Annotated in this window: 14 protein-coding genes; 7 read left to right on the top strand and 7 right to left on the bottom strand. The window is 50.0% G+C overall.

What is annotated here, in order from left to right:
* Positions 1–20: 20 nt before the first annotated feature.
* Entirely contained in the window at positions 21–614 is a 594-nt protein-coding gene (locus BZG80_RS06350; RefSeq protein ID WP_077461824.1) for an AhpA/YtjB family protein, read from the bottom strand.
* Between the two features lie 131 nt (positions 615–745).
* Between BZG80_RS06350 and serB the strand changes: the two genes are divergently transcribed.
* On the top strand, positions 746–1,720 hold the full coding sequence (gene serB, locus BZG80_RS06345) for a phosphoserine phosphatase (RefSeq protein WP_077677603.1): 975 nt from the start codon (positions 746–748) through the stop codon (positions 1,718–1,720).
* On the opposite strand, the gene BZG80_RS06340 is transcribed toward serB, so the two are convergent.
* A complete protein-coding gene (locus BZG80_RS06340; RefSeq protein ID WP_021023646.1) occupies positions 1,717–4,074 on the bottom strand; it encodes a PilZ domain-containing protein in 2,358 nt (785 codons plus the stop codon). The genes serB and BZG80_RS06340 overlap by 4 nt on opposite strands.
* Positions 4,075–4,197: 123 nt before the next feature.
* On the opposite strand from BZG80_RS06340, the gene radA reads away from it, so the two are divergent.
* Positions 4,198–5,574: a DNA repair protein RadA gene (gene radA / locus BZG80_RS06335; RefSeq protein WP_077577104.1), complete on the top strand. Its 1,377-nt coding sequence runs from the start codon at positions 4,198–4,200 to the stop codon at positions 5,572–5,574.
* 15 nt (positions 5,575–5,589) lie between these two features.
* Here radA and BZG80_RS06330 read toward each other — a convergent pair whose 3' ends face one another.
* The 3 genes from BZG80_RS06330 to ettA all read right to left on the bottom strand — a co-directional run bounded on the left by BZG80_RS06330 (position 5,590) and on the right by ettA (position 8,900).
* Positions 5,590–6,594, bottom strand: coding sequence for a peptidoglycan DD-metalloendopeptidase family protein (locus BZG80_RS06330; RefSeq protein WP_077678977.1), 1,005 nt, complete (start codon positions 6,592–6,594; stop codon positions 5,590–5,592).
* Between the two features lie 48 nt (positions 6,595–6,642).
* Positions 6,643–7,023 carry a PilZ domain-containing protein gene (locus BZG80_RS06325; RefSeq protein WP_077678976.1) on the bottom strand — a complete coding sequence of 127 codons (381 nt, stop codon included), beginning with the start codon at positions 7,021–7,023 and terminating at the stop codon, positions 6,643–6,645.
* A 209-nt stretch (positions 7,024–7,232) separates the two neighbouring features.
* Positions 7,233–8,900, bottom strand: coding sequence for an energy-dependent translational throttle protein EttA (ettA, locus tag BZG80_RS06320; protein WP_021023650.1), 1,668 nt, complete (start codon positions 8,898–8,900; stop codon positions 7,233–7,235).
* A gap of 207 nt (positions 8,901–9,107) precedes the next feature.
* Between ettA and sltY the strand changes: the two genes are divergently transcribed.
* Positions 9,108–11,114, top strand: a complete 2,007-nt coding sequence (sltY, locus tag BZG80_RS06315; protein WP_241833870.1) for a murein transglycosylase — start codon at positions 9,108–9,110, stop codon at positions 11,112–11,114.
* Positions 11,115–11,155: 41 nt separating this feature from the next.
* Complete coding sequence (gene trpR, locus BZG80_RS06310) at positions 11,156–11,470, top strand: trp operon repressor (protein ID WP_025744414.1); 315 nt, start codon at positions 11,156–11,158, stop codon at positions 11,468–11,470.
* Between the two features lie 71 nt (positions 11,471–11,541).
* On the opposite strand, the gene yjjX is transcribed toward trpR, so the two are convergent.
* Together yjjX and BZG80_RS06300 are read right to left on the bottom strand one after the other, a co-directional pair.
* Entirely contained in the window at positions 11,542–12,057 is a 516-nt protein-coding gene (yjjX, locus tag BZG80_RS06305) for an inosine/xanthosine triphosphatase (protein ID WP_077461829.1), read from the bottom strand.
* Between the two features lie 5 nt (positions 12,058–12,062).
* The gene (locus BZG80_RS06300) at positions 12,063–12,902 is read right to left on the bottom strand and encodes a sterol desaturase family protein (protein WP_077678975.1); all 840 of its coding nucleotides are present in this window, start codon (positions 12,900–12,902) and stop codon (positions 12,063–12,065) included.
* A gap of 343 nt (positions 12,903–13,245) precedes the next feature.
* Between BZG80_RS06300 and BZG80_RS06295 the strand changes: the two genes are divergently transcribed.
* The 3 genes from BZG80_RS06295 (at position 13,246) to BZG80_RS06285 (ending at position 17,020) form a co-directional block, all read left to right on the top strand.
* Positions 13,246–15,159, top strand: a complete 1,914-nt coding sequence (locus BZG80_RS06295) for a S8 family serine peptidase (RefSeq protein WP_198532926.1) — start codon at positions 13,246–13,248, stop codon at positions 15,157–15,159.
* Between the two features lie 12 nt (positions 15,160–15,171).
* On the top strand, positions 15,172–15,576 hold the full coding sequence (locus BZG80_RS06290; protein ID WP_077461831.1) for a hypothetical protein: 405 nt from the start codon (positions 15,172–15,174) through the stop codon (positions 15,574–15,576).
* 199 nt (positions 15,577–15,775) lie between these two features.
* The gene (locus tag BZG80_RS06285) at positions 15,776–17,020 is read left to right on the top strand and encodes a dicarboxylate/amino acid:cation symporter (RefSeq protein ID WP_077678974.1); all 1,245 of its coding nucleotides are present in this window, start codon (positions 15,776–15,778) and stop codon (positions 17,018–17,020) included.
* The last annotated feature ends 40 nt before the right edge of the window (positions 17,021–17,060 follow it).

The following is a 17,060-nucleotide window of genomic DNA, read 5'->3' as shown; positions in this document are numbered from 1 at the left end:
TTGTCGACACTATGATGGCGTTACCAAGGCAGTATGCGTGATCGGTTGTCGCGCCGTAGTAGCATGGCCATCAATAGCGCGCCGAGAAACAGCGCCAGTCCCAGTAGGGCACGAAGCTCAGTAATGGTCGATTGGATCTGTTGTTTGGCATGATCAATCACCGATTGGTGTTCAAGCGTGAGGCGTAAAAAGCCGATAATATCGCCATCACGGCTAATGGGCGTCATTAATTGCTGTCGTCCTTGGCTTTCGAGTCCAAGCGGCGTGGTGAGGCCCACGGCGGTTTCAAGCGGCAACGCATGGGTAGAGCGGACAACGGGGCGCCCGTTAAGTTGATAAAAGCTGGCATCGCGAATCAAAGGCTCGGTCGCTAGCTGGTCGGCGAGGGTTTGCAGTGGCTGGTAATTTTTGTCGACCAATGCATCATAGGCTTGCGCGCCGATTTGACGTGTCATTAACTGGGCGAGCTGATCGGTTTGCTGATAAAGCGCTTGATACTGGCGTTGGCTTAAGGTCGTACTATAGAGCATTAACGCCGCAATGGCACTGAATGCACTGATCAGAATTCCCCACCGAGTGGTTCGCCGTAGCGCTTTGCGCGAAATTGAAAACATACCTACCTCAAAGCCGTCTTGACGGCGTAATTAGCACTGGAGCTGAGTACACTTTTTATGGTATCACAGCCTCATCTCGATTGTTTTATTGACGAGGCTCTGCTTGAGAGCTGAAAAGGAAAATACTGACCATGGATAAGGCTAAGCCCTTGGCAATTTACCGCGCATCCGGACTGTATCGTCGCTTTCCCACTGTTACCCGCACGCTTCCCTATCGTCGCCGAAACGGTGGCTGGATTCTCTTCGCTGAGACGATCAGCGTTGATCATTTAGACAATATTGCTTTTTTTACCGGCCACGTAGTCGACGTCATGGATGCGTGGTGTGTCGGCCCGTATCAGGTTTTATTAATGAGTGGTGAGCTCACGCCCGATCACCGAACCGTGATTGATGCTCTCGGATTAGATTGTGCAGATCTACACGCATTGCCAGATTTAAGTAAACCTGGATTGGCTGTGTTTGATATGGACTCAACAGCCATTGAGGTTGAATGTATTGATCAAATTGCCGAGCTTGCAGGTGTAGGTGAGGCGGTCTCGGCGGTGACAGAGCGGGCGATGCTCGGAGAGCTTGATTTTGAGGCGAGCCTGCGCCAACGTGTGGCTGCGCTTAAAGGTACAGATATTGCTGTTCTTGATGAGGTGAAAGCGCATTTACCGTTAATGCCAGAAATGGCGGCGTTAGTCGCAAGCTTAAAAGCACACGGCTGGTACGTGGCAATCGCGTCTGGCGGCTTCACTCACTTTTCTGATCACCTTCAGCATCAGTTAGGGCTAGATTATGCCGAATCAAACCAGCTTGGCGTTGACGAGGGGAAATTGACTGGCGACGTGGTAGGGGCTGTTGTTGATGCCCAGCGCAAAGCGGATATTTTAACCACACTGGCGCAGCAGTACGATATTGATCCTGAGAATACTTTAGCGGTCGGGGATGGCGCCAATGATCTGGCGATGATGGAGGCGGCTGGACTCGGCATTGCCTATCACGCCAAGCCAACCGTGAATGCTCGAGCACAAACCGCAGTGAAACATTGTTGGCTTGGGGGCGTGCTCTGCGTGCTCTCTGCGAGCTTGCGAGCGGGGAAAATTAGCTGGCAACCCCGTTAACGGCCCAAGCGCATCAATACTTCGTCGGTGACATCCACTAATTCACCGTACGCACACAGCGAGATAAATTCGTCTTCGAGTTGGCGTGCTTTATGGGTGTCACGCTTGAGTAGCGCCGATAATTGTGATGGCTCAATGTCTTGCTCTGCGTGAGTCAGAGGCGTCATGCGATTGCGTATCACGGCAAACGTGCCGCCTTTTTGTGCCAACTGAACGAATTTACGTCGTGCATCGTCCGATTCAAACTCGCTATCGGCAAAGGTATGTACCGCTCGCACTTTGTCGGCTTGGATATCTATCCACACAAAGTACTCACGGACTAATTCATTGAGCGGTTGCGATGGACGAGTCACTTCATGGGTTCGCGTTAAAATTTTATCGCCGAAAACCGGATAAAAAGATAATTGACGTCCGCCACCCGCCCGTTCTAGAAAACGGTGTAAGCGGCTCGGTGGTAAGTTGATCCCAACAGCAGACACCGACAAAGCGCCATTATCTCGTTGGACAAAATAGGGCTGTACGGTCAAACGCGTCAGCAACAGCTGGTGCATGGCCCAAACCAGAGGCGGATCGGGTAAGCGTTCATCGAGTACCGTTAACTTATCCTGATTATGTTCAATCAATCGGCGTAAGTATTGTCGGCGCCGGGTATTCGGTGACTCGGTGGTCAGTTTTAGCTGAATATTGTCTCTTTTCGGACTCACTCGAATCACTTGATACGGCATATCGACCAAGGGAGCGCGCGGGTCAATATTGACAAATGCATCGAGCGATACCGAGACAATATCATCTCTTGCCCCTTGAAACGGTTGCTTCAGCGTCACATTGAGTCCCCCAGAGGAAAAGTCAATCAGCTGACCTTTAAGAGGCCCTTGTTCAGCGTGAACCATTGATACTTCCGATCGATAAGCGTATCGGGGCTCCCGTCGTTGTGGCTGGCGATCGGATGAGATGAGCTGCGCACGGCAAACGGGGTTGCGCTGGTGTAAAAAACGTCGCAGGACCTGGCTAGAGCATTGAGGTTTTGGGTGTTCAAGGTAACTGCGTCTTCCGTCGGCATGAGTGACATCTTGTACCAGCGCAACATGGGTCAGCGTTTTGAGGGTGTTAAGCCAATCGGGTGACACATCTTGGAGGCGTTCAATATCTGTCGCATTAATGGCAGACATCGTCACTTTAAACACGCGCCACGAGGCGCGCTTGGCTCCCAGGTGCCAAAAAAGCTGGCGCTCTTCTTCGCTCATTTCACTGGGAGAGGCGGAGTAGAAAAAACGCTGTTTGTTTTTTTCAACAGAAAAGCAGTACAGCAACAGCTGGCTGGTGGAGGCACCGTCGAGTTGGAGCAGTGATAACCGTTCAGTGTTAAACAGGTGATTGATCACGGGTTGATTACGGTTATCGTGCCAGTAGGCCCATAGCCCCTGATTCTGTCGCGTTTGTAGCACATATTCCATTTTATCTTGTGCGAAATAGAGCGGTAACACACTGGTATGATGCAAAAAAGATTGCTCGTAACTTTGCAGTTTTAACGTGAGCAGTTTGTCTTCGCCATCTTGCTTGCCGCGAAAATCTGGCGCGGTCATTTCTGCTTCTAATGCTTGTTTTATCGCGTCACTGCTCGTGTCTAGCCGCAACCGCAGCCAGACATTGCTGGTCGAGTCTTTGTTGTCATCGACGCCGATAATCCGATAACTCAACCCCTGTTCAAGATCGGGGTCCGGGTATGTTTGTGCAAGAGTGGTAAAGCGAACCACCACCTCTGAGCTCGGTGGATAATCGAACGCAGCAGGCACACGAACCCGACAGCCCGAGTTCGATAAATCACTGGTCACTCCATGCACTTCATGGCCAGTGTTGAGCGTAATCAAGACTTGTGTAGCAAAATGAATGCGGCTTTCACTGCGTGATAAGTAATGACCAAATGTCAGCTTTTCGGGTAAGAGTGCCGACTGTGACGCATCGCTGACCGGCCCTTTTCCTTGCTGTTGGCGCTGTTTCTCTTTTTCGTGCTTCACCCGAAAGTTATTCGGTGTGTTATGCAAATCTTCCCATAATCCTTGGGTGAGTTGGCCGTTATACATAGGGAGGCGATCGTAGTAGCGGTTAATCGCCACATCATCGAGCCAGTGCTTTTGACCGTGCAGGCTGTATTCGTGGCAGTCGCCATCCACTTTCCCGCGTAAGTCGATGGCGCGATTGCATGGGGTCATCAGTCGTCTGATCTCCATTTTGATCAGCAGCTTTGCGGAGCTGGGCTCGTTAGCCGTGAGCTTATCGAGCAACACCTCAAATTTTGGGGTTTGGGACAGAGGAAGCAGTTGCTCAATCAGTCCCTGGTAATCATCCTGCTTCATGGCAAAGTCTGGTAAAGTAATCGCTTACTTTGTTAACGGCATCTTCTCTGAAAAGTGTCGGGATAATGAATAAGATAGCAATCATTTTGTGAATTAGCTGACATCATACGTATTGGAGAGCGAATGGCAAAAACAAAACGAGCCTACGTGTGTAATGACTGTGGGGCAGATTTTCCGCGTTGGCAAGGGCAGTGTTCTGCATGCGGGGCGTGGAACACGATTACCGAAGTGAGGTTAGCGGCTTCACCTCAAGTCGCACGCAATGAAAAATACGCCGGTTATACTGGCAGTGCCGAGGGTGTCGTACAAACCTTACAAGATATTAACTTGCAAGAAGTACCGCGTCTGAGCAGCGGTTTTAAAGAGCTTGATCGGGTACTCGGTGGTGGCATTGTGCCGGGGGCGGCGATTCTTATCGGTGGTAACCCAGGCGCGGGTAAAAGTACCTTACTATTGCAAACCATGGTGGGCTTAGCACACCACTTTCCGACACTTTATATCACCGGGGAAGAATCGCTCCAACAAGTCGCGATGCGGGCTGACCGACTCGGGTTACCCAAAGATAAGCTTAAGTTATTGTCTGAAACGGGCGTTGAAACCATTTGTCAGGTTGCGAAAAAAGAACAGCCTAAGATCATGGTGATCGACTCCATCCAGGTGATGCATGTCGCCGATGTGCAATCGGCTCCTGGGAGCGTGGCACAAGTCCGTGAATCTGCCGCCGCCTTAACCCGTTACGCCAAACAAAACAATGTGGCCATTTTTATGGTCGGACATGTGACCAAAGATGGTTCACTGGCAGGCCCGAAAGTGCTTGAGCATTGTATCGACTGCTCGGTGTTATTGGATGGTTCGAGCGATAGTCGCTTTCGCACTTTACGCAGCCACAAAAACCGCTTTGGGGCGGTGAATGAGCTGGGCGTGTTTGCCATGACAGGTCAGGGATTGAAGGAAGTGAGTAATCCGTCGGCGATTTTTCTCTCCCGTGGTGAGGAGCAAACCTCTGGCAGTTCGGTCATGGTCGTCTGGGAAGGCACGCGCCCATTATTGGTCGAAATACAGGCGTTAGTGGATTATTCGCAATTGGCTAATCCCCGTCGGGTGGCTGTGGGGTTAGAGCAAAATCGTCTAGCGCTGTTATTGGCGGTGTTACACAAGCACGGCGGGCTGCAAATGTCTGATCAAGATGTGTTTGTCAATGTGGTTGGTGGCGTCAAAGTGACTGAGACCAGCGCGGATCTGGCCTTGTTGCTTGCGTTGATCTCAAGCTTTAGAGACCGGCCTTTGCCAAGAGAATTAGTCGTGTTTGGCGAAGTCGGTTTGGCCGGTGAAATTCGCCCGGTACCCAGTGGGCAAGAGCGGTTAATGGAAGCGGCGAAACATGGCTTTAAAAAAGCGGTTGTCCCTAAAGCTAATATGCCCAAACAGACGCTTGAAGGCATGACCGTGTACGGTGTGAGCAAATTATCAGATGCGTTGGCAGTATTAGAAGAGTTATAGCGGCGGTTGCTTGAGCTACATAGCAGCATTAGCCGGGGCGCGATCATCCTCTGCGTCACGCTGCTGTGCGGTGCTTAGCGGTGGGTTAGGGGCGGGCATGTTGGCGACTTGGACCTGGGTCTGGACCAAGTTTTCAACCACTGCGACCAAATGTCCCCAGCTCACGCGTTTTTCGTTTTCGAGTAAGGAATCGAACTCTTCAGTACTCCATTTTATAAAGCGACGAGGGTCAAGGGCGCGGCCCAAAAAGCGCACTTCATAATGCAAATGCGGGCCAGTTGATAGTCCGGTGTTACCCGACCATGCAATTAAATCCCCTTTTTTCACAAATTGCCCGCTCCGGACATTGAATTTATCCAAATGGGCATAGAGTGTCATAAAGCCAAAGGCGTGGTCGATTTTGATAAAGTTACCATAGCCTTTGCGGCGGCTGGGACGGACATATTCGATGACGCCATCCGCGGGGGCATACACCGGCGTGCCGACGTCCGAGGTCAAATCTAAGCCCATATGGAATTTTTCTTTCCCTGTCACAGGGTGAGTTCGTGAGCCATATCCCGAGGAGCGTCGGTAGCTTTCAAGCGGTTTACCATTCGGGATTAGCTGGAGCATGGTGTAACGCACCGCTGAGTTAATCGCTGCGACATCGAGACGGTGAGTGAGCGAGGCGTCTTTGGCCACTGATTCTAGCCCGAGCATATCTTCAACCGTGACCACGCGTTGTGTCAGGGCGGTGAGTTCAACATCTTTGTTCTCGATGGTTTGTGACAGCGCATCACGTTTTTGTTGCAACATCGCCACCTCGTTATTTAAGGTCGCGCGCTCTTGGCGTAATCGTTCAACAGCCGCTTCGGCCTCGGTCGAACGCTCAGAAAGCAGGTACAGACTAGCAAAGGTGATGGTGAGGGCCGCGAGTATCACTAATGCAAGGGTTTGCACGACCTTTTTACGGGTCGGGCAGAGGGTATAGTGTTTTACCCCGTTCGGGTGCGTTACGGCAATATGGATGTGGTCTGTCATGACTGGTTACTGCTGGCCTGCATTAAATACCGTCCATGACCGTGCGGATTAAGTGTTCGGTTCCGCCATGTGGTCAGTCAATTGCGCAAGCTCGCGATGAAGCAGTTCATCGTTACCCACGTTCAGTTCAACGAGCCTTTTTAAATGACTGGCGCTATCAATGTCAATGTGATCGATGTAAAGATGGAGATAATTTTCGCAGTTATTTACCAGAATGCAGTCCATGTCTAATTCTACATCCGAGTCATGGAGGTAAAACACCAGTAGAAACGCGTTATGTTCGGGATCAGCTTGCCAGTTCTCAGGACGGCTGAGCAACACGCCTTTGAGAGATAGATCCAGTACCTGTGCGTGCCATTGCTGCTCGTTTTGTTTGAGTATTGCCGGCACACGATACATGACGCGGGAAAATTTTCTACGCTCTGTCATGATGACATCTCCTCATTCACTGTCTCTAGTGTAGGTGATATGGGGCAATCACAATACTGATTTAGTGGCTTGTCTCACATTTAAAACGTTTTCGTGGTTCTGCTGAGCTAAGTACAGGCGGCAATACGGTTTATTGAGATGACGAGTGAGAAGATGAAGAGTGAGAAGGTAAAGGGCAGCCGTCGCTGCCCTTACCGTGGTATGCGTTATTATTTGACTGCACGCTTGTACTTGATCCGGTGCGGCTCCGCCGCTTGTGCACCCAGTGTTTTTTTCAACCAATCGGTGTATTCAGCAAAGTTACCTTCAAAGAAGTTCACTTGGCCTTCATCACGATAGTCAAGAATATGGGTCGCGACACGGTCAAGGAACCAGCGGTCGTGCGAGATCACCATGGCACAGCCTGGGAACTCTAAGAGTGCCTCTTCAAGTGCACGGAGCGTTTCCACGTCCAAGTCGTTAGTCGGTTCGTCAAGGAGCAACACGTTACCGCCAGCTTTTAGCAATTTGGCGAGGTGGACACGGTTACGCTCACCGCCTGACAAATCACCAATGCGTTTTTGTTGGTCACTGCCTTTAAAGTTAAACCGTGACACATAAGCGCGTGCCGGTAACTCAAAGTTATTGATGCGAATGATGTCCGCCCCTTCGGAGATCTCATCATAGACGGTGTTATTATCGTCCATACTGTCTCGGAACTGATCGACCGAGGCCAATTGTACGGTATCGCCTACTTCAACGGTGCCGCTATCTGGGGTTTCTGTGCCACTGAGCATCTTAAACAGGGTTGATTTACCCGCGCCGTTCGGACCAACAATACCGACAATTGCCCCTTTTGGCACGCTAAAGGATAAGTCATCGATCAAGATGCGATCACCAAACGACTTGGTCAGATTATTGACCTCAATGACTTTTTCACCCAGACGTGGACCTGGTGGGATAAACAGCTCGTTGGTCTCGTTACGGCGTTGATAGTCCGTGGTGTTGAGCTCTTCAAAGCGGGCCATACGGGCTTTTGATTTCGCCTGACGGCCTTTTGGATTCTGGCGAACCCACTCAAGCTCTTTCTCAATGGTTTTCTGACGCGCTTTTTCTTGCGACGCTTCTTGCTTTAACCGTACATCTTTTTGTTCGAGCCAAGATGAGTAGTTGCCTTCCCACGGAATACCTTCACCACGGTCAAGCTCAAGAATCCAGCCCGCTGCATTGTCGAGGAAGTAACGGTCGTGCGTAATAGCAACGACGGTACCAGAGTAGTCGACTAAGAAACGCTCAAGCCATGCAACGGATTCAGCGTCTAGGTGGTTAGTTGGCTCATCAAGCAGCAGCATGTCGGGCTTTTCGAGTAGCAAACGGCAAATAGCAACACGACGACGCTCGCCCCCTGAAAGGTGCTTGATTTGCGCATCCCACTCGGGCAAACGCAGTGCATCTGCTGCACGCTCCAACGTATTATCGAGGTTATGCCCGTCTTTAGCTTGGATCAGTGCTTCGAGTTCACCTTGCTCTTGCGCTAAGGCATCGAAGTCGGCATCTGGATCAGCGTAAGCGGCATAGACACCATCGAGACGCGTTAATGCATCTTTGACGTCACCGACCGCTTCTTCAACGGTTTCCCGGACTGTCTTTTCTTCATCCAGCTTCGGCTCTTGCGGGAGATACCCGATCTTGATCCCGGGTTGCACACGGGCTTCGCCCTCAATCTCGGTATCGATACCGGCCATAATGCGCAATAGGCTCGATTTACCGGCCCCGTTGAGACCCAACACCCCAATTTTGGCGCCTGGGAAGAAACACAAAGAAATATCTTTAAGAATTTGACGCTTAGGTGGCACGATCTTGCTCACCTGCGACATGGTATATACGTACTCAGCCATTTCTGCTCACGTTAATCGTTGTGGTATAAAAAACGCTATTCTAACGTTAACTTTGCCAAGTTTAACAGTGATTGTCATATTCGGTCACTAATATGGCGAGACGTGCCGACAAACAACGCTTACCACCTACAGGGAATTTGCGGGCGGAGCTGTTGTCTACTCGGTGTTACACAGTCGGTGTTGCATACAATAGGAGCGATCTTTGACATGGAACGATTCATCGCATTATCCGGGCCAATCAAGTCAGCATATCGAGCGGCTTTTCGTCACGCCCGTGCCTTTTTTCCTGTATGGGTGTCAGGGTTCGTGTTGATTTCCAGCTTATCAGTCCCGATGGTTGAGGCTTCCGCCAGCCCTGATAGTCGTCAAATGACACCGCACCAGCGCCAGTATGAAGCGGCAATCGATGCGATTGAAAGCGGTGATTTGCATCAGTTTCAGCGCTTAAAAGCACAACTGCGTGATTATCCTTTGTATCCGTATCTCGATTATCGTGATTTCACTCGTAATCTTTCTAAAAAGCCTCACCACGCGGTCACTAACTTTATTCAGCGTTATAGCACTATGCCATTCGCGAATAGTTTGCGTGCGGATTATCTCACCCTGTTGGCGGACAGAGGAGATTGGAAGACCTTGATCGCGTTCCAGTCTGATGTGCCACGGAGTGATCGTTATCAGTGCCAATATTATTATGCGCACAGTCAAGCGGGGAATCAGGCTTTAGCGCGCAGTGGCGCCAAATCGCTCTATTTGTCGGGTCAATCCGTGGATAGCAGTTGCAATGACTTATTCGATTTTTTATCGGAACAAGGGCTGCTGACCGGTGACTTGATATTGCAGCGTATGCTTCTAACATTCGATGCGCGCAACCGCAGTTTGATGCGTTATTTGTTACGCCAGTTACCCGAGGCGGATCGTGCGGTTGGCAAGCAGGTGTTGGACTTATATGACCAACCTGAGAACGTGGCCGACTTTTCGAAGCGCAGTTATGTGACGCCGTTTAATCAAAAACTGACTCGCTTGGCGTTTGAGCGTTTGGCTCGCAAGGATGAAGCGCAAGCCATTCGCCATTTTCGTCGCACGGTCGAGGGCCAGCATTACGATAAACGAGAGCGACAAGACATTGCCGATTACTTGATTGGCCAATTAATGAATGATGACGAGCCTGCATTGGCTGGCTGGCGAGATCGTATGCTGCGTCAGAGTCATGATGATGGTTTATTGGAAAGACGGTTTCGCCTTGCTCTTATCGAGGGTGACTGGCACGCGCTGGATCAGTGGCGCGCATTGCTCAGCGAAGCGGCTCAGCAGTCTTTAAAGTGGCGGTATTGGCAGGCGAGAATCAAGCTAGAGCTTGGTGATAGTGCGTCAGCAAATCAAGCATTTGCTTCCATGCTTGGTGAGCGTAATTTCTATAGCGTGGCAGCGGCGCAGCATTTAGATAAACCGATTTCAATACCCTCACGCACAGCAGTCCTAAAAGAAGCAGGGTTAATGCCGATCAATGATGTAGTGGCAAGAGTGAATGAGCTTATCGCGCTCGATAAAATCTATGCGGCTAAGCGTGAATGGTATTATGTATTACAACGTGCCAGTGATGAGCAGATTGCCTTACTGGCGGCCTATGCCAATAAAAAACATTGGTACCACTTCGCGGTTCAAGCCACGATTGCGGGAAAAATGTGGGACCATTTGTCACTCCGCTTCCCGTTAGCACACCAGTGGTGGTTTGAGTTTTTCAGCCGCGAGCGTGGCGTAGACAAAACCACACTGATGGCCTTATCGCGTCAAGAGAGCGCCTTTTTTACCCGCGCAGTGTCCCATGTGGGTGCAAGAGGCTTGATGCAATTAATGCCAGGCACGGCACGCGAAACCTCTCGTCAGCTGGGATTTGATTATCAAGGCCCTGCTAGCTTGAGTGATCCGGGCGTCAATATTCGTCTTGGCAGCGGCTACTTAAAAATGATGTTAGATCGTTTCGACAGTAATCGTATCTTGGCATTCGCGGCTTATAACGCCGGCCCGCATCGTGTGTCGCGTTGGTTGGAACGATCGCAAGGTCATATGGATGCGATTGCTTTTATTGAGTCGATTCCGTTTTACGAAACGCGCCATTATGTACAGAACGTCTTGATGTTCGACATTTATTATCGTCAGCTGTTAGGTGAGCCGGTGCAATTTTTAAGTGCGCACGAGCTGGCTCAGCGCTATTGATGTTATCATTGCTGTCATCACGTAAAGAGCGAGAGGAAACCATGTCGCAATCGCCTGCATTCTCTGGTTGGCAAGATGTTATTTCTTTAGTGCGTTTAGCAGGAAAAGACGATAACGATGATGCATTACTGACAGCACTACTGACGCCTGATGAGCGAGATACTCTGGTCGCTCGGATCAATATCTTGCACGAATTATTAGAAGGCAGAATGAGTCAGCGCCAGCTCAGTCAGTTACTTGGGGTAGGGATCGCGACCGTGACCCGAGGCTCTAACGAATTAAAGCGGATGGATGAGGATACCAAAATTTGGCTCGCCGACTTGCTCAAGCGCGAGGCGGAGCAAACCCGCTCTTGATCCCCTGTCTATCAAACAAAAACGGAGCCCACGGGCTCCGTTTTTAGTGCTCCGTTTTTAGTGCTGGGTTTTTAGCGATAAAGGTGTGGATGCATAAACGGGATCAGTGCCATGATCAAAGCTTGATGATACACGCTTGATCGCGTTAATCGGTGTCCGGTAAGCATACCGATGGCGCCCCCTTTTTGTTTTACATTTTGTTGGCTAAACATTCGATCCATCACATCACCGAGCTCCTCGCCTTGATGCAATGCCTTGAGCGCGTCTGGTGGAAGGGGAAGTGACGCTGAGCGTGCTTCGCCGTGCGCGTCGTCTTTTGCTATGATCATCCAAGCAAAGGTATGTTGGCCATCCAAGCCGGCTTCTATCCCCACATAATAATCGCCTTGATAACGTCCTTGTGCATGCCGAACCCGATTGCATGCGCCTGAATAGGTTTCTTTCTCTGTCATGGGTTGGTCGGCGACATCACTGGGTACGGACACGCCGGTAAACGTGAAGTCGGTATTGGGAAAAACGTCATAAAATGCTGCTTTAACGGCAGAAATCTTGGCAGGGTTTTGTGAGGTAACGATTACGTGGGTCATACGCCCTAGCGCTCCTTATCATGTTGGTAGGCGCGCTGCAGTATACGCCAGCGTAAAGGTAAGCGCAGCATGCCTGTTATGCGACTCGCATCATTGGCTTGCGCCACTTCATTTAAGCCAATTCGCATTCCCTGATGCCCTTTGCGAGGCTGAGCAACATAGGTATTAAACCAGCGATCCCAGCAAGACAAATTAAAGCCATAGTTGGCATTGCACTCATGAAAACGAGTGGAATGATGAACGCGATGCATATCGGGCGTGACGACGATACGGCGCAGCCAGTCATCGAGACGCAGCGGTAAACGGACGTTGCTGTGGTTAAACATCGCCATGCTGCTTAATACGGTTTCAAACAGAATCACGCCTAAAACAGGGGCACCTAATAAGGCTACCAGTGCACATTTTATCGCCATTGAAAGCCAGATTTCGACGGTGTGAAAGCGCGCGCCAGTGGTGACATCAATATCCATGTCGGCATGATGAACTAAGTGCAATCGCCATAACCAAGGGAGCTCATGGAATAGCTTGTGTTGATACCAAATCGCCAAATCCATGACAATTAGCGTGAGGACTACTGTTGCCCAAAGCGGCAAAGAGAGCTGATTAAGCAGTCCCCACCCTGATTCATCGACAAGGCTGGCAACACCAACGGCTGAAAGCGGTGCCAGTAGCCGAAGCGTTAGCGTATTAAATGCGGTGAGCGCAATATTGCCCCGCCAGCGTTCACGCCGAGTACGGGTTAACTGACGTTTGGGCCATTGCCACTCGGCGACCAGCATGATCACGAGTACGAGCACGAATAGACCAAGTCGAAATCCCGCTTCATGTGTTTCAATCCAGTTCATTATCGCTCCTTGTTCGCCTTTATATTACGCGAAAAGCAGATAATACGTTTAGTCAAACAGCAAAAATTGCCGAAGTGGTTACGATGGTGGATGGGGCAGCATCAATAGATTTATGGTTGGGCATAGGCTCAGGGATTCTTTTACATCACACGCCTTGAATATGAATGTAACGTAAACGTTAATTTTGCTGGCCTTGTTCAACGAATTAGATTACTTGCTCTAAAAATTAGGCACAAGATCACGTTTATACTAATAGCCTGTTTCTATTGAGTTTGTTTCTTTTTACTAATGATGAGTATCTCATGAATGAGACATCTCTCGTTAGTGTAAAAAGGAATGATAAATGCACAAACATAGCTCTCTTGCGCTCATTATCGGCGCGCTCTTTCATACATCTTGGGCTTGGGCTTGGGCGATGGCAAAAGTGCCTGAACCCGTTGAGCCACCGACGGAACCAGGCTCACAAGCCTGTATTGTGTTAACAGGAAGTGAACCTATCGATATTGGGCGCACCAGCGCCGAGCGCTGTCTACCGGGCGACGATCCTTTTACCGCAGAGCAATGGCATTTGCTAAATAGTGGACAGAATGCATTTGCTCGCGAAGGAGGGCAACCAGGTAATGACTTAAATCTTTGGTGGGCTCATCGACAAGAGATTTTAGGACAAAACGTCAATGTCGCCGTGGTTGATGATGGGTTAGAGATCGCACACCCTGATCTAGTGGCGAATATACGTGCAGGAAAATCTTACGATTTCGTTGATCGTGATGACGATCCGACGCCTGAAGGGTGGAGCAATCGAAATACAGCTCACGGCACTTCGGTGGCCGGTATTATCGCGGCGGCGCGTGATAACGGCTTGGGAGGGATGGGTGTTGCACCGCTTGCCAATCTACAAGGCTATAATTACCTGGCATATCAGAGCCAAAAAGCATGGGAGATCAGTCACGGGCGTGAAGGTTATTCAGATGATGTCCGAGTCTTCAATCAAAGCTATGGTGGCTCAGGGGTGCGCAGCTATCCTTATAGTGATGATCCTATGAGCTATGATGGTCGCCAAAATGCCCAATACAAGACAATGACCACGGAAGCTTTTGGTGGGCGTGGCGCAGTATTTGTTAAGTCAGCGGGAAATGGCTTCAGTCGCACCTCGTTTAACCGAGAGCGATTTGGCCCTATGGGTAATAATGATGGATTGCCATGGCAAAACAGTAACCAGTCATCCAGCAACGCAAATTATTGGAATGTGACGGTCAGTGCCTTGAATGCAGATGGCAAACGATCGTCGTACTCTTCTGTCGGTAGCAACGTATTCTTGACGGCTCCAGGAGGCGAATACGGCACCAATAAACCCGCACATATCACCACAGATTTGACCGGTTGTACCATGGGCTATAACCGCAATGATCGTATTCCTTATGATTCGCATGACCTACACGGTGGCACTGAAATAGACAACACGTGTGACTTTAATAGTGTCATGAATGGCACATCATCGGCTGCACCAAACACCTCGGGTGCGTTCGCGCTACTAATGTCAGCCTATCCGAACCTTTCCCAGCGTGATATTCGCCATTTGTTAGCGACGACGGCTACACGTGTGGATACGAATAGTGATGATGTACGCTTAAGCTACCAAACGGCACAAGGGCAGACTCGCACTGTCACGGGACTAGAAGGTTGGCAACAAAACGCGGCAGATCGTTGGTATAGCCCAACCTATGGGTTTGGCTTAATTGATGTCAATGCGGCGCTTGAGGCGGCAAAGACGTATCAACCTTTGCCTGAGCAAGTGTTTACGGATTGGACTTGGTCTTATCACAACCAAAATGGTGACACAGGGCTACCGATTGCTGACGCAGGAGTAGCCGCCACCGCCGATAGCGTGCGAGTGACAGATGATCTCACTATTGAGGCGGTGCAAGTACGTAGCTTAATTGATCATAGCCGTATGTCCGATTTGTTGATCGAGCTCGAATCGCCATCTGGCACACGCAGCGTGCTTATGTCGCCGCGTAACAGCATGTTATCGAATGCGCTGGATAGCACTTATCCAGAGGGTTTTACCGATCACTTAATGCTCAGCCATAAATTCAATAGCGAAAGTTCAGCGGGTCAATGGACGTTACATGTTACTGACACCGATGGTGAAACACGTCAATACAGCTTGGGAGGGGAAGTGAAATCCCTACCCAATAACAGCGCTGATGGCAAACTAATGCAATGGTCATTGCGTGTTATTGGTCACCGCGGTTAATAGGAGAAAAGTATGAAAAAGTTAATTGCAGTAATCGCAGCGATGGGGCTGACAATGAGTGTCCATGCCGCTACGGTTGAATTAAATGGTGACCGCTATGTTGTGGTCGATACGGCCGATAATGCTCGCAATATGAATGGCGAGCAAATGGGGGTGATGGTCGGTGACAAGGTTGCCTTGTCTGCTCAGAGCACACCATTAACAGTCACTGGTTCTATTTTGGTGAAAGCGAGTCAAGCACGAGCGGGTCAACTCGCTGATCAATATGGTCTGGATCTGGTGAGCTATATGGATGGTGTCGCGCTGCTCGAAGCCAGCCCGGGTGTGAATGTATCGGCGCTGGAAAAAGCACTCAATCAATCACTCGAGACGCCGGTCAACCTTGAACTCAATCCTCAAAACCAACAGCCTCAGTAATTCGTGTACTGCGAGCCCGCCAATCACTGGCGGGCTTTTAATCGCATCCAACCAACGATTTTGTTACTAGATATTCCAGAATGTTCATAACTTTTACATGAGCTAAACGCCTCATCTTGCTATGATTTGCCGCCATTAAACCCCAATAAACTAGACAAAACATCAGCATGTAGACCCGTCTGCAGCGAGGGAAAAAACGATGTGGAAAAAAGTTAAACATTCTTTACCATTGCAAATTGCATTGGCAGCAGCACTGGCTTGGCTGGTGGGGACTGTATTTGGTCCCATAGAAAATGCGGAGCAGACCACTTGGTATCCATTGCTCATGTTGGCCAAAGTCAGTTATATCGGTTTACTGAAAGCCGTCGTCGGCGTGATGGTGTTGCTCTCGCTGCTGGAAGGGATCAGTAATATTGGCAACGTTGTCCGCTTAAAACGTCTCGGTGGTGCCACCCTTTTGTTCTACGGTTTTACCACCACCATAGCGATTATTCTGGGACTTGGCGCAGCGTTACTGATGCCAGAGTGGCAAACGCTTAACAGTGCGCCACCGGTGGATGAGAGCATCAGCTTTATCAATCAAGATGCAGCAGGAGCTGGCGCGATTGCCACCAAGCTTTTTAACATGGCGTTAGTGAATCCCGTTGAGGCGCTAAGCAGTGGTAATCTACTGGCGATTGTCGTTTTCACCATTTTGTTTGGTATTTCACTGATTGTAGCTTTGCCGGAAAAACACCCGCTATTTGATACCATTCGTGGTTTAAACCAAGGTATTAACACGCTGGTGGCCGGAATCATCAAACTGGCGCCGTTCGCCGTTTTTGCGATTGTCTTTCAGTTTTCGCATCAAGGAGACAATGACTTATTTGGTCAGCTGTTTAGCTTCGCGGCTTTAGTGTTTGCTCTGACGATGGTACATGGCGTCATTGTATTGCCGCTGATCGCACGTGTCGCGGGAGGCGTTGGTTTTATCGCTTTATTTCGTGCAATCTCTGCGCCTCTGGCGATGGCATTTGCTACCTCATCAAGCGCGGCAACACTGCCGGTATCTATGCAGGCAGCCAAGGAAGAGCTCAAGATCACCCCATCTACGGCGAGCATGGTATTGCCTTTGGGGGCGGTGATGAACATGGATGGCACCGCGCTGTTTGAAGGGATTGCTGCCGTGTTCCTTGCGCAATTGTTCGGGATTGATTTGTCTACGACCGGTATTGTGATGATCTTCATTATGGCGATGGTGTCGTCGGTGGGCGCGCCAGGGATGCCATCGGGCTCGATGTCTGGGATGCAGTTGGTGCTGCTGGCAGCGGGGATCCCGCTTGAAGCCATCGCTATCTTGCTGATCATTGAGCGCCCGCTTGATACGTTCCGTACCGCAGTCAACGTGCAAGGTGATCTGATTGGCGCCACGGTTATCGATAAATGGCAAAAGCGTGTAGGTTAATCTTGCTGTTACCCGCTTAAGAACAGGATGCGATGAAGCT

This window comes from Salinivibrio sp. MA440, from assembly GCF_001996265.1.
In the GTDB taxonomy this organism is placed as follows: domain Bacteria; phylum Pseudomonadota; class Gammaproteobacteria; order Enterobacterales; family Vibrionaceae; genus Salinivibrio; species Salinivibrio costicola.
The sequence above is the reverse complement of the archived record's forward strand: the minus strand, read 5'-3'. Positions and strand labels throughout refer to the sequence as shown.